Origin of the sequence: Clostridium aestuarii (genome assembly GCF_026735135.1) — a bacterium.
In the GTDB taxonomy this organism is placed as follows: Bacteria; Bacillota; Clostridia; order Clostridiales; family Clostridiaceae; genus Clostridium_H; species Clostridium_H aestuarii.
In genome coordinates, this window is record NZ_JAPQER010000002.1 from 177223 (window position 1) to 190844 (window position 13622).

Below are 13622 nucleotides of genomic sequence, written 5' to 3' on the forward strand. Positions count from 1 at the left end.
AATTAAGCAATAATAAAAAGCCGTTGTAAGTCAACGACTTTTTATTTAGATATTAGTTTTGCGATTAATTGTTAATTATTAACTCTTAATTGTTTTCTTACTATCTGTATTTTACCTTTTGAGCTTTTTGAAGCTTTTTAATAGCATCTCCACCTTCAACAGGTACAAGTTGTTTTTTAGTAGTTAAGTTAAAGATATTCATTACTTCAATAAGTTCACTATTGCCTTTACCCTTTTTGCCTTTTACTCCTTGTACTACAACTGAATGACCTTGAGATAAATTCATAAATTCAGGTTTTTTAAACCATCTATTTTTTCTATACAAACATTTTGTAACATTTCTGCTTCTATCTGGCTTTACTACTACTGTTACTGTTAACTTATGAAAAATCCATAGTATAGATTTTTCTTGTATCTTTACGGAAAGGACCTTTCCTTGAGCTTGTGTAATTCTATCACCGTATTTTTTTAAATAAGATTCTGCATATCTTTGAGATAACTTTTCCTTAAGACCCATTCTATTAACTCCTTTACATATAATTTCTAATATAGCGAATTATGAAAGTATGAATTATAACTAAGGTTTATTATATCATAGTATTATTTTTTTTAAAACAGTTATTCATAGTTTTACCTAATACAGCTTAATACATGTACATACTGTGAATTTAAATTTATACAATAAAACATTTATATCAAAATTTGTTCCTAAATTAATATTTTTAGAATATTAATATAGTAAGGTGCAGGAAAGGGGGAGAAATATGAATATGGAATTATCATCCCGAGATGTAACATACAAATTTAATATTGAGGGTATTGATTTAGAAAAGTATAAAGATAATTTACCAGAATACACAGAAGAAGTTTATGATAAAATAAAGACTGCATTAGAAATATATGAAGAGGGATTTAATGTTTATTTAATAGATGATTTTTCTAAAAATAAATTAGCAAATATTGAAAAATTTATAAATAATATATTTGAAAATAGAGATAAACCTAAAGATATATGTTATGTTATAAAAGATGATGTTGAAAAACCAGTGTCCTTAATTTTATCGAATGGAAAAGGAAAGATATTAAAACAAAGTGTGATAGAATTGCAAGACACATATTATAATGTTATATATGATTTTTATAATAATTCTGTAAATAAAGAAAAAGACGAAATAATTGAAAATATTCAAAAGAAAAGAACGGAGCTTATAACAGAACTAATGCAAAATGCAAATAGTAAAGGATTTGAAATAAGATATGCTTCTAAAGGTTTTACATTTATTCCACTTAAAGAAGAAGGAGTTATGACAGAAAAAGAATATGATGATTTAGATGCTGATAAAAAAGAGGAATTATTAAATAAAGTTTCAGAACTTAAAAATAAATCACAAGATATATTAAAAATATTAAAAAATATTGAGATTAGTGAAATTGAAAAGATACAAAACATTTTAATAAAATATTTGAAAGATGAAGTAGAAAATTTCAAAAAAAAGTATAAAGAAGAGTTTATATGTGATTCGAATGCTGTGGAATTTTTAACAGAAATGTGTAATGAAATAGAGAAAGAAATAGTAGAAAATTATTCTATGGTATATGAAGATGATGAAGCAGGTATTAATGAAATAATAATGAAATATGATGTTAATGTTTTAGTGGATAATAGTGAATTTTTAAGACCTAGAGTTATTTTTGAAGAAGATCCTAGTGTGAATAATTTACTTGGAAGTATAGAATATAAAAATCAAAATGGAAATTATGTTACAGACTGTTCTTTAATTAAGGGCGGTTCTTTATTAAAGGCAAATGAAGGTTGTATTATAATACGGGCTAATAGTCTTTTATCTAATCCTTCAACATATTATAATTTGAAAAAAACTATAATGAATGAAAAAGTTGATTTTGACCACAATAAAGGATATGTTGAGCTTTTGTCTTTAAGTAGTTTAAATCCGGAACCGATTAGAAGTAAAGTAAAGGTAATATTGATAGGAGACTATCAAATTTATGATTTATTATATAATTATGATGAAGATTTTAAAAAGATATTTAAAATAAAAGCTCAATATAAACCAGTTGTGGATATTAATGAAAGTACTAAGGCAGCACTAGTAAATGAAATTTTAGAGATTTGTAATGATAAAAAATTAAAATCCTTAAATAAAGAAGCTATTAAGGAAGTTGCAAAATTTTTATCACGTAAAGCGGAAAATAAAAATAAACTATTTTTTAATGATGAAGAACTAAGTAAAATTCTTATGCTTTCTAATAATAAGGTTGTAAGTGAAAATAGAGATAATATTACAATAAAAGATATAATTGATATAGCAAATGATGAGGATTTGATAGAAAAAGAAATTAGAAATTACTATAAAGATGGCAAAATACTGCTTAATGTAACAGATAAAAAAATAGGGCAAATCAATGCACTTTCTGTTATAGATTCTGGATATTTTAGTTTTGGAAAACCAATAAGAATAACCTGCTCATGTTATAAAGGCGGAGGAGATATTATAGATGTTCAAAAACAGAGTGATATGAGTGGAAATATTCATGATAAAGCAGTTAACACCTTAAGGGGAGTTATAAATGGATGTTTCGGTAAATACAGTAAATTACCTGTAAATTTCCATTTGAGTTTTGAACAGATATATGGAAAAGTAGATGGAGATAGTGCTTCGGTTGCAGAATTTATTTGCATGATCTCAGCTTTAAGCAATATTCCTATAAAACAGAATATTGCTGTAACAGGTTCTATAAACCAATTTGGTGAAGTGCAGCCGGTTGGTGGTATTAATGAAAAAATAGAAGGATTCTTCAAAACTTGCAAATGTATTGATACTATTGAAAATAAAGGAGTTTTAATACCTTTTTCTAATAAAGATAATTTAATTTTAAGCTATGAAATAGAAAAAGCTATAGGAGAAGGAAAATTCCACATATATACTATGAAGGATGTTAGGAATGCTGTAGAGACTTTAATGGGTGAATATAAAAAAGTTTTTTCTACTGCAAAGAAAGAAATAAGAAAATATTCTAAAATATTGCTGTAATTACTTGACAGGTAGAAATTAATAACGAAGAATAATAAAATTTTGGTAAATCAAAATAAAAAACGTAGGCATTTGCCGACGTTTTTTATTTTGAAAAATTAAACGTTAAATCTAAAATGTACTATGTCTCCATCTTGCATTACATATTCTTTGCCTTCAAGCCTATAGAAGCCTTTTTCTTTTGCAGCTGCTTCAGAACCACATTCTATAAGTTTATTATAAGAGATTATTTCAGCTCGAATGAAGCCTCTTTCAATATCGGAATGAATTTTACCAGCAGCTTGAGGTGCTTTAGTTCCTATTTCTATAGTCCAAGCTCTAACTTCATCACTACCAGATGTTAAGAAACTCATAAGACCTAGAAGAGAGTAGCTTGAATTTATTAACTTATTTAGTCCAGGTTCTTTTAAGCCATATTCAGATAATAATTCATCTCTTTCTTCATCTTCAAGAGAAGATAATTCTTCTTCAATTTTAGCACATATAGTTACAACTTCTGAATTTTCTTCTTTAGCATAATCTTTAACTTTTTTTACAAAATCATTTTCTATATTTCCTGATACAAGCTCTTCTTCAGAAATATTCGTTACATAAAGTATAGGTTTTGAAGTAATTAAAAATAAATTTTTTACAATTATACTTTCATTTTCATCAAGTTCAAGAGTTCGTACAGGTTTATTTGCTTCAAGATGGGCTTTTACTTTTTCCATTACTGTAAGCTCAGCTTTAGCTTCTTTATTGCCTGAAGAACGAGCAGATTTGACTGTTCTTTCAAGCCGTCTTTCTAATACTTCAAGGTCTGCAAAGATTAATTCAAGATTTATTGTTTCAATATCACGAATAGGATCTACAGAACCTTCAACGTGCACTATGTTACTGTCTTCAAAACATCTAACAACATGGACGATTGCTTCAACTTCTCTTATATGAGATAAAAACTTATTTCCAAGACCTTCGCCTTTGCTTGCTCCTTTAACTAGACCAGCAATATCATAAAACTCAACAGAAGCATATATTTTTTTCTTAGGGTTATACATTTTATCAAGTACATCTAATCTTTTATCTGGAACATTTACAACTCCAATATTGGGTTCTATGGTACAAAATGGATAGTTTGCAGATTCAGCTCCAGCTTTAGTTATTGCATTAAATAAAGTACTTTTTCCTACATTAGGTAAGCCTACAATTCCTAGCTTCATTTATGTACAGTCCTTTCTTTACTTATTAGTATAATTTCCTAATAAATTATACTCTAGATTAGGTAGTATTTCAAGGAAGGTATGTAAATGTCAATATATAACAGGTTTCCATAAAAAATTATAGAATATAATTTAATTTACTTTTAAATTTTATTAAAGTTTTTTAAATTATTAGAAGGAGTTTTTAGTTTTTTATAGAATACTAAGAAAAGTAGTGAATTATTTAAATATCATACTAAGTATTTTAGAAAAAATTAATTTGAGCATTTGTGCCACAAAATCTTTTAGAATATGCTAATCCTAAAAAGGAAATAGTAAGTATTAGAGTAATAAATAGACTTAAGATATGGAGCAAGAAAAAATGGGATAAATATAATAATTTAAATGTAGATTTTAATTGAGATAGTAGTAAAAATTGATAAACTAGGAATATAAAGGACAGAAGGAGAATATTTGAATGATAGAGTTTAAGCATGTATCAGTATTATTAAATGAAGTAATAGAATCACTTGATATAAAAGAAGATGGAATATATGTAGATTGTACACTTGGTGGCGCGGGTCATTCAAAGGAAATATTAAAAAAATTATCTAATAAGGGTAGACTTATTGGTATTGATCAAGATACAAATGCTCTTAAAGCTGCAAAAGAGAGATTGAAAGAATATTCTAATGTAACTTATGTTCATGATAATTTTTATAATATAGATAATATTTTAAAAGAACTTAATATAAATAAAGTTGATGGTATACTAATGGATTTAGGAGTATCTTCATATCAATTAGATACTACTGAAAGAGGATTTAGTTATATGAGAGATGCGTCCCTTGATATGAGAATGAATACAGAAAATGAGTTTTCGGCATATGATATCATAAATAGTTATAGCGAAACTGATATTTTTAGAATTATCAAGGAATATGGAGAAGAACGATTTGCTAAAAAAATAGCAAGATTTATTGTAGAAAGAAGAACAGAGAAACCTATAGAAACAACTCTTGAACTTGTAGACATTATAAAAAGTGCTATACCAGCTAAATTCCAAAGAAAGGGTCATCCAGCAAAAAAAACATTTCAAGCTATTAGAATAGAAGTTAATAAAGAATTAGAAATATTGAATCAGGCTGTTGAAGATAGTGTAGAAAGTTTAAATATTGGAGGAAGACTAACAATAATTACATTCCATTCACTAGAGGATAGAATTATAAAAGTTAAGTATAAGAAACTTGAAAATCCATGCACTTGTCCAAAAGAATTTCCTATATGTATTTGTGGTAAAAAACCTATAGTAAAGGTTTTAACAAGAAAACCTATAGAACCAACAGAAGAGGAAAAAGAACTTAATTCAAGAAGTAAAAGTGCTAAGCTTAGAGTGTTAGAAAAGATTTAGTTCTAAATTGGGAATGGAGGGAATAAAGTGATAGTGGCGAACAAAAAAAATACTGTAAATGGTAACAATGCTTTAGCTCCAGAATATGTTCCTTCAAGAGGAATAAATGATCATAAATACAAAGATTTAAAGCAATCTAAGAAAGATCATAAAAAAATTAATAAACAAAAACAAATTAGATCAAAGACAAGTGTGCTAAGAAATATAATATTAGCATTTACAGTATGTATCACTTTAGTATATAGATATTCTTTAATATACAATATGGAAAAAGATATACTCGATATAAAAAAGCAGATTTCAAAAGTTAATGCAGAAAATGAAAATTTAAGAATAGGTCTGCTTATGTTTAATAATATAGAGAGTATTGAACGAAATGCTATAGATAATCTAAATATGATTCCTAAAAGTAGAGCTAATGCAGTGTATGCCAATTTAGAAAAAAATAATTTTAATGAAATAACAAAAGTTAAGGATAAGTCTAATGAAAGTGTACTAGCCAAGATAAAGAAGATACTGTTCTAACGGAGGTAAGATATTGTGGCTAAAAAAGAATATAGAGACAAAGTTATAATAAAACAAAGGATGCTAGGGGTTTTTGGCATACTTTTTCTTTTGTTTTTTGGACTAGTATGTAGATTGTCGTATTTGATGATAGTTAAATCTGGCGAATACAAAAACATTGCAACAGCACAATGGACAAACGAAGTGAAAATTGATGCTAGAAGGGGAAAGATACTTGATAGAAATGGACATGAACTTGCTGTAAGTGCTAATGTATATAGAGTAGATTTAGATATGAATACTCTTAGAAAAACTAAAGATAAGAATAATATTTCCTATGAAGATATAGCAGTTAAGTTGGCTGATGCGATAGACATGGAGAAAGATGAAATAATAAAGATTTTAAATAAAAAATTGCCTAATGGATTACCGATGGGATCTGCTACATTAAAAAGAAGAATTGAAAAAGAGGAAGCTGATAAAGTTAGAAACTTAAAAATTAGAGGAGTTATTGTTTCACCAGATACAAAGAGATATTATCCTAATGGAAATTTTTTAGCACATGTATTAGGACATACTAGGTCAGATGGAAAAGGGTTAACAGGAGTAGAACTTAAGTATAATAAATATTTAGCTGGTATACCTGGAGTTAAAATATCGGAAACAGACATAAAAAAACAAGAGCTACCTTATACTATTTCAGAATATACAAAACCTGTTCCAGGAAATGATATAATATTGACTATAGAAGATATGATACAGCATTTTTGTGAAAAAGCTGCAGAGCAGGCTTTAATTGATAATAAGGCTAAAGCAGTTACTATAATTGCTATGAATCCTCAAAATGGAGAAATACTAGGTATGGCTAATAAACCCGATTACAATCCAAATTCTCCATGGGAAGAAGGAATAAGTTTTGGTGAGCTTCAGAAAAAATGGAGAAATAGGGCAGTAAGTGATACTTTTGAACCAGGTTCAATATTTAAAGTAATAACAGGGGCAGCAGCTATGTCAGAAAAGGTAATAGATGAAGATTCTTATACAATTACTTGTCATGGTGGCAAGAAGATAGGAAGAAGAACACTTCACTGCTGGAATTGGAGAAAAGGAGGACATGGAACAGAAAAGTTTGTTGATATCTTTAAAAATTCTTGTAATGTAGGTTTTATGGATTTAGGAGAAAGACTAGGTGCAGAAAGATTAAATAAATATATTAAAGCATTTGGATTTGGACAGAAAACAGGAATAGATCTTCCAGGTGAAGCACGAGGTATAGTGAAAAAAACAGAAAATATAAGTGAAACAGATTTAGCTACAATATCATTTGGACAGACTAATACAGTAACTTGCATTCAGTATTTAGCAGCTTTAAATACTATAGCAAATGGTGGGGTTTGGATAAGACCACATGTTATGAAAGAAATTGTACATTATGATGAAAATAATGAGAAAATAATAGATAAAAAATTTGAGAATAATGGTAAAAAACGAATAGCAGATGAAGATGTTATGGCTAGATTAAGAGGTTATCTTGAAAAAGTTGTTTCAGAAGGAGGAGGCGGAAAGGCGGCTGTAGAAGGATATAATATAGGAGGTAAAACTGGTACTGCTCAAAAGGTTGTGAATGGCAGATATGCTTCAGGTAAGTATATAGCTTCTTTTGCAGGAATAGCACCAGTTTCGGCTAATAAGAAACCTAAGATTACACTGCTTATATCAATAGATGAACCGGATCCTTCTAATTATTATGGAGGACAGATTGCAGCACCAGTTGCAAAACAAGTTTTTACTGATATATTTAATTATTTGGCTTTAAAAGAAAATAACATAGATAGTATGGTTCAAAATGTTGTTATTCCTGAAGTAAGAGGTTTAAAAAAGAGTGAAGCTATAAAGGTTTTACAAAAATCAAAATTAAATTATAAAATTGATGGAAAGGGAGAATATATTGTAGATATAACACCTAAACCAGGATATTCTGTAGAGGAAGGCAGAAAAATACAGCTTTACACAGGTACATCAAAAAATTATAATAAGGAAGTAGCAGTTCCAAACTTAAAAGGTTATAACAAAGAGAAAGCAGAAAAATTACTAAAAAATTTAGGAATTAAAGCTAAAATTATAGGTAAAGGAGTAGTTAATGAACAAAGCATAGGTTCAGGTCAAAAAATCAATAGAGATACTACTACAATTGTTCTTAAGCTAAAAGAAATAGGAGATTAAATTTATTTTAGCGGTTGGACATATATATTAAATAATGAAAACAAGACAATAGTAAATCAATAAAATTTTAAGGCAAAGCTATGATAAGTAGCCAAAGAAAAAATTATTGAAGAAAAAATTATCAAATGTGATTAGCAAGGGAAATGTGCTAATCACATTAATTTGTAAATTATAGAGGTGATAGGTATGAAGCTTTTAGAAATACTAAAAGGATTAAATTATAAAGTTATTAAGGGAAATATTAGTGTAGATATTAATAAAATAGAATATGATTCACGTAAAATTGAAAAAGGAGATATGTTTGTTTGTATAGAAGGGTTTAGTGTTGACGGACATAAATATATAGAAAGTGCTTATGATAAAGGGGCTGCTGTAGTTATGTGCAGTAAGCAGTTGGCAAATTTACCAGATTGTATTGTGATAAAAGTAGATAATACTAGAGAAGCACTTGCAGTTGGTGCATCCAATTTTTATGATAAGCCATCAGAAAAAATGAAATTAATAGGTATTACAGGAACAAATGGAAAAACTACATCTACATATATGATAAAATCGATTTTTCAACATTCTGGATATAAAACAGGACTTATAGGAACTATTGCTAATTATGTTGGAGAAAAAAAGATAAAAACTGAAAGAACTACTCCTGAATCATTAGAACTTCATAAGCTTTTTAATAAAATGGTAGTTGAAAATGTTAAATATTGTATAATGGAGGTTTCATCTCATTCGTTAAGTTTAGATAGAGTATATGGATTAAAATTTGATGAAGCTATTTTTACAAATTTAACACAAGATCATTTAGATTTTCATAAAAATTTTGAAAATTACTATAAGGCAAAATTAAGGTTGTTTAAAAACACCAATAATTCTGTTATAAATATTGATGATAATTATGGTAAGAGAATATATAAGGATATCATACAAAATAAAATTACATATTCAACTGAAGGACATGGGGATGTTATGGCTAAAAATATAATTCCTCATTCTAGAGGAATAGAGTTTGATTTATATTATAAAGAACAAAGTGTACATGTTAATTTGGGTATTCCTGGAAGATATAATATTTATAATGCATTATGTAGTGCAGCTGCGTGCATTAATGAAGGTATATCACTAAAAAATATTAAAGAGGGACTTGAAAATGTGGTAGTTCCAGGAAGATGTGAAATAGTTACTAAAGAATATGATTTAGGCTTTGATGTTATTATTGATTATGCTCATACTCCAGATGGGCTTGAAAATATATTAAATACTGCAAGGGAATTTACAAAAGGAAAACTTATAAGTGTATTTGGGTGTGGTGGAGATAGAGATAGAACTAAAAGACCTATAATGGGAAGGTTAGGATCAGAAATATCTGATATTGCAATAGTAACTTCAGATAATCCAAGAACGGAAAATCCTGATTTAATAATAGAAGATGTAATAAAAGGAATTGAAAAAGATAATTACATTGTAGTTGAAAACCGTAGAGCAGCAATAAAGAAAGCGATAGAAATAGCTAAAAAAGGTGATATTGTTGTTGTTGCAGGTAAAGGACATGAAGATTATCAGATTTTAAAGGATAGAGTTATACATTTTGATGAAAGAGAAGTTGTGAAACAGATTATAGAGGAGGTGCGTTAGGTGGAACAATTAACCTTAGAAGAAATAGTTAAAGTTGTAAATGGTAAGGTAGACATAAATGGAGAGTGTAGAAAATATAATTATTTAAGTACAGATACAAGAAAATTAAGAAACAATAGTATATTTGTAGCATTAAGAGGAGAGAATTTTAACGGTAATGATTACGTAAAAGAAGCAAGTGAAAAAGGTGCCAATTTATGTATAGTAGATCAGATAAAGTTTAATCCAGATGAATTAAAAGGTAATACCTCAATTATATTAGTAGAAGATACTAAACAAGCATTATTATCATTAGCAGAGTACTATAGAAGTAAACTAAATGTTAAAGTCATAGGTATTACAGGATCAACAGGTAAAACTTCAACAAAGGATTTGCTAGCAGCTTTTTTAAGCTCTAAGTTTAAGGTGTTTAAAACAAAAGGAAATTTCAATAATGAAATTGGACTTCCCCTTATGATTTTTGAACTTGATAATACTTATGATATTGCTGTGTTAGAAATGGGTATGAGTGACTTAGGAGAAATTCATAGGTTAGCAAAGGTAGCAAGACCAGATGTTGCAATAATAACTAATGTAGGAATATCTCATATAGAAAATTTAAAGACAAGAGAAAATATACTTAAAGCTAAAATGGAAATAACAGATTATTTTAATGATAATAATATATTAATAATAAATATTGAAAATGATCTTTTATCTTCAATACCTTCAGACAAATATAAAGTTGTTAAAGTAGGATTTAACAAAGAATCAGATTATAAAGCAGATAATGTTACTCTGAATCAGAGTTTTATAGAATTTGTGGTGTCTGATGATAATAATGAAGAAGAGTTTCATATTGATATTCCAGGTAAGCATAATATTTTAAATGCCTTATTAGGAATTGCAGCAGGAAAAATATTAGGAATAGAATATGAAGAAATGAAGAGTGGAATAAAAAATTTAAGCGTTACATCTATGAGATTGGATATAATTAAAAACGAAAAAATTACTATAATAGATGATTGTTATAATGCTAGTCCAGACTCCATGAAAGCTGCTTTAGATGTTATGAATTCTATTGAAGGTAAAAGAAAGATAGCAGTATTAGGAACAATGAAGGAACTCGGCGATAAAGCAAATGAGTCACATAAACTAATAGCAGAATATGCATCAAAACAAGGTGTTGACATTTTAGTAACTATAGGAGAATTTAATGATGCATATAGAGAAGGATTTAAAAATGATAAAGGATTTAAATCTTTTGAAAATAATAATAATGCATCTGAATTTTTATTAAATAATACTAACAATGGAGATGTAATATTAGTTAAAGCTTCAAGAAGTATGAAGTTTGAAAGTATTGTAAATAAACTTAAAGCTGAAAATTAAAAATTGCTAAAGGGGATAGTTAAATGAGTTTGATGATATATTCAGTATTGGTTGCATTTTTCATAGCACTTCTTCAAGGTCCTATATTGATTCCAATGTTTCATAAATTGAAATTTGGTCAGAATATAAGAAATGAAGGCCCTGAAAGTCATAAGAAAAAATCTGGAACTCCAACAATGGGAGGAGTAATATTTATTATTTCATGTGTAATAACAGTATTAATTATTTTAAATAAACCTGGCAGTGAAACCTTACTAGCAATATTTGCTTTAATTGGGTTTGGAGCAATAGGATTTATAGATGATTTGCTTAAAATAATACATAAGGACAATGAAGGATTGAATCCTAAACAAAAAATGATATTATTACTTATAATTTCTGGTATAATTGCATTTTATGGATATAAAAATCCTAATATAGGAAGTAGTATAATAATTCCTTTTACACATAAAACTTGGAATTTGGGAGCCTTATACATTCCATTCATAATAATTTATTTTACGGCTACTACTAATGCTGTTAATTTAACAGATGGATTAGATGGGTTGGCAACAAGTATTACTTTGCTTGTAATGACTTTTTTTGCTGTAGTTAGTTATGCAACTGGATATTATACTCTTGCTATATTTTGTTCAGCTTTAGGTGGAGCACTTCTGGGATTTTTAAGATATAATGCTCATCCGGCTCAAATTTTCATGGGAGATACTGGATCTTTAGCATTAGGTGGGGCAGTAGGAGTAGTAGCTATGATATTAAAGTTGCCTTTGCTAGTTATAGTAGTAGGCGGTGTATATGTAGCAGAAACTTTATCTGTAATACTTCAAGTAGCATCAAATAAGTTATTTGGAAAAAGAATATTTAGAATGTCCCCAATACATCATCACTTTGAATTAGGAGGATGGCATGAAACAAAAGTTGTTGCTGTGTTTTCAATAGCTACTGTAATATTATGTTTGGTTGGTTTTTTAGCTCTAATAGGAATGAGAGGAGTATCCCTATAAGTAATTATAAATAGGAGGATATAATATGAAAAAACCAAAAAATAAAATGGGTCAAGTGGATTTTGTGCTGTTTGCAACTATAATGACATTAGTTGCTATTGGTGTAGTAATGGTATATAGTGCTAGTTCGTATACAGCATTACATAGTAAGGGATGTCGTTATGATGACATGTTCTTTCTAAAGAAACAAAGTTTATGGGTGATTATTGGAACGATTTGTATGGTTGTTGCTGAAAAAAGAGATTATCATAAATTAAAGAAAAATACTAATTTCTTTATGATTGTAACTATCATATTACTTATGGCGGTTTTTGCTTTTCCAGATAATCATGGTGCAAGAAGATGGATATATCTACCAGGAGGAGCATCTATACAACCATCAGAAATTGCTAAATATGTAGTAGTACTCTATATGGCTAAAAGTATAGAGCAGAAAGGGGAAAAAATTAAAAATTTTAAATATGGCGTTATACCATATTTACTTGTTGCTGGTTTTTATGCAGGGCTTGTACTTTTAGAGAAAAATTTAAGTATTGCATCAGTAATTATGATAGTAACTATTATTGTTTTATTTTCAGCAGGATGTAGGAAAAGACATATAGCTTTGGTTTTAATGTTAGTTGGAATGGCAGGAGTGGTTTTTACTGTAATTGAGCCATATAGAATGAAAAGATTTGTAAGTTTTCTAAATCCGTGGGAAGATCCTAGAGGTGATGGATATCAATTAATACAGTCTTTGTTGGCTCTAGGTTCTGGAGGAATTTTAGGGGCGGGACTAGGGCAGTCAAGACAAAAATGTTATTATATACCAGAGCCACATAATGATTTTATATTCTCTATAATTGGTGAAGAACTTGGACTTATAGGATGTATTAGTATAATATTATTATTTTTGTTTTTTATATGGAGAGGTATAAGAACTGCTATAAGAGCAAAAGATGTATTTGGAACGTTGCTGGCTATTGGAATAACAGGTGTTATAGCTGTTCAGGCTATTATAAATATAGCAGTTGTAACAGGCTCTATGCCTGTTACTGGAGTACCACTTCCGTTTATTAGTTATGGTGGTTCGGCCCTAGTTTTTAATTTAATAGCTATGGGAATTTTGCTTAATATTTCAAGACAAACTGCCAATTAAAACACAGCATTGCACTGCAATGCTGTGTTTTAATTGTAATAAATTAATTTGATTTAAAAAACATTAAATACATTTAATCTAAATATATAATGTGGTATTATATATTTAGAT

11 protein-coding genes are annotated in these 13622 nt (G+C 28.3%); 9 read left to right on the forward strand and 2 right to left on the reverse strand.

The features are described from left to right. Window positions 1-100: 100 nt before the first annotated feature. Window positions 101-517: a hypothetical protein gene (locus OW763_RS05015; protein WP_268039984.1), complete on the reverse strand. Its 417-nt coding sequence runs from the start codon at window positions 515-517 to the stop codon at window positions 101-103. Between the two features lie 247 nt (window positions 518-764). Between OW763_RS05015 and OW763_RS05020 the strand changes: the two genes are divergently transcribed. Further along, window positions 765-3053: an AAA family ATPase gene (locus tag OW763_RS05020; protein WP_268039985.1), complete on the forward strand. Its 2289-nt coding sequence runs from the start codon at window positions 765-767 to the stop codon at window positions 3051-3053. Between the two features lie 98 nt (window positions 3054-3151). On the opposite strand, the gene ychF is transcribed toward OW763_RS05020, so the two are convergent. Then, window positions 3152-4252 carry a redox-regulated ATPase YchF gene (gene ychF / locus OW763_RS05025; RefSeq protein WP_268039986.1) on the reverse strand — a complete coding sequence of 367 codons (1101 nt, stop codon included), beginning with the start codon at window positions 4250-4252 and terminating at the stop codon, window positions 3152-3154. A gap of 269 nt (window positions 4253-4521) precedes the next feature. Between ychF and OW763_RS16955 the strand changes: the two genes are divergently transcribed. The 8 genes from OW763_RS16955 (at window position 4522) to spoVE (ending at window position 13511) form a co-directional block, all read left to right on the forward strand. Next, complete coding sequence (locus OW763_RS16955; protein ID WP_418921789.1) at window positions 4522-4653, forward strand: MraZ C-terminal domain-containing protein; 132 nt, start codon at window positions 4522-4524, stop codon at window positions 4651-4653. A gap of 59 nt (window positions 4654-4712) precedes the next feature. Beyond that, entirely contained in the window at window positions 4713-5642 is a 930-nt protein-coding gene (gene rsmH, locus OW763_RS05030) for a 16S rRNA (cytosine(1402)-N(4))-methyltransferase RsmH (RefSeq protein ID WP_268040633.1), read from the forward strand. A gap of 27 nt (window positions 5643-5669) precedes the next feature. Beyond that, window positions 5670-6167: a hypothetical protein gene (locus OW763_RS05035; protein WP_268039987.1), complete on the forward strand. Its 498-nt coding sequence runs from the start codon at window positions 5670-5672 to the stop codon at window positions 6165-6167. A gap of 15 nt (window positions 6168-6182) precedes the next feature. After that, window positions 6183-8369 carry a stage V sporulation protein D gene (locus OW763_RS05040; RefSeq protein ID WP_268039988.1) on the forward strand — a complete coding sequence of 729 codons (2187 nt, stop codon included), beginning with the start codon at window positions 6183-6185 and terminating at the stop codon, window positions 8367-8369. A 186-nt stretch (window positions 8370-8555) separates the two neighbouring features. Then, a complete protein-coding gene (locus OW763_RS05045) occupies window positions 8556-10001 on the forward strand; it encodes a UDP-N-acetylmuramoyl-L-alanyl-D-glutamate--2,6-diaminopimelate ligase (RefSeq protein ID WP_268039989.1) in 1446 nt (481 codons plus the stop codon). Beyond that, a complete protein-coding gene (locus tag OW763_RS05050; RefSeq protein WP_268039990.1) occupies window positions 10002-11372 on the forward strand; it encodes a UDP-N-acetylmuramoyl-tripeptide--D-alanyl-D-alanine ligase in 1371 nt (456 codons plus the stop codon). Between the two features lie 23 nt (window positions 11373-11395). Beyond that, window positions 11396-12373 (forward strand): phospho-N-acetylmuramoyl-pentapeptide-transferase, encoded by a 978-nt coding sequence (mraY, locus tag OW763_RS05055; protein WP_268039991.1) that lies wholly within the window; start codon window positions 11396-11398, stop codon window positions 12371-12373. A gap of 25 nt (window positions 12374-12398) precedes the next feature. Beyond that, the gene (gene spoVE / locus OW763_RS05060; RefSeq protein WP_268039992.1) at window positions 12399-13511 is read left to right on the forward strand and encodes a stage V sporulation protein E; all 1113 of its coding nucleotides are present in this window, start codon (window positions 12399-12401) and stop codon (window positions 13509-13511) included. Window positions 13512-13622 lie beyond the last annotated feature (111 nt).